Origin of the sequence: Candidatus Protochlamydia sp. R18, from assembly GCF_000648255.1 — a bacterium.
GTDB classification, from domain to species: Bacteria; Chlamydiota; Chlamydiia; order Chlamydiales; family Parachlamydiaceae; genus Protochlamydia; species Protochlamydia amoebophila.
On the sequence record NZ_BASL01000467.1, the window covers coordinates 1 to 356 of the forward strand.

Sequence of the window (356 nt, forward strand, 5' to 3'; positions counted from 1 at the left end):
CAAAAAGAAGTGGAAGATCGTTTAGAATTATTCAATAAAAATGTTGAACCTTTTTTAAAGACAGTCCAAGCAAATGAGAAAGTTGATCAAGAAATGGTTAAAAATTTATTACAGGAAAAATTTGATAATAAAGAAATAAATGATAACTTTTATTTCATTTATACAAATCTTATTCTTTTAAGCCATCTTTCTTCTTTAGAAATGTCAGAAACAAGGCACTTACCAGAGTTTTTTAATCAAACAATGGATAAGTTTTCGGAATCTGAAATACAATATAAATCAGATGGCAGTAGAGGATATAAAGTCTTATTGGGAGAAGCTTTCATTGATCTTCTTACTTATCCAAAAGAAAGTCT

At 27.2% G+C, this 356-nt stretch carries 1 pseudogene; it reads left to right on the forward strand.

Annotated elements, in window-relative coordinates:
- A pseudogene (locus TY19_RS00460) lies at positions 1-356 on the forward strand (hypothetical protein); the annotation flags it as partial.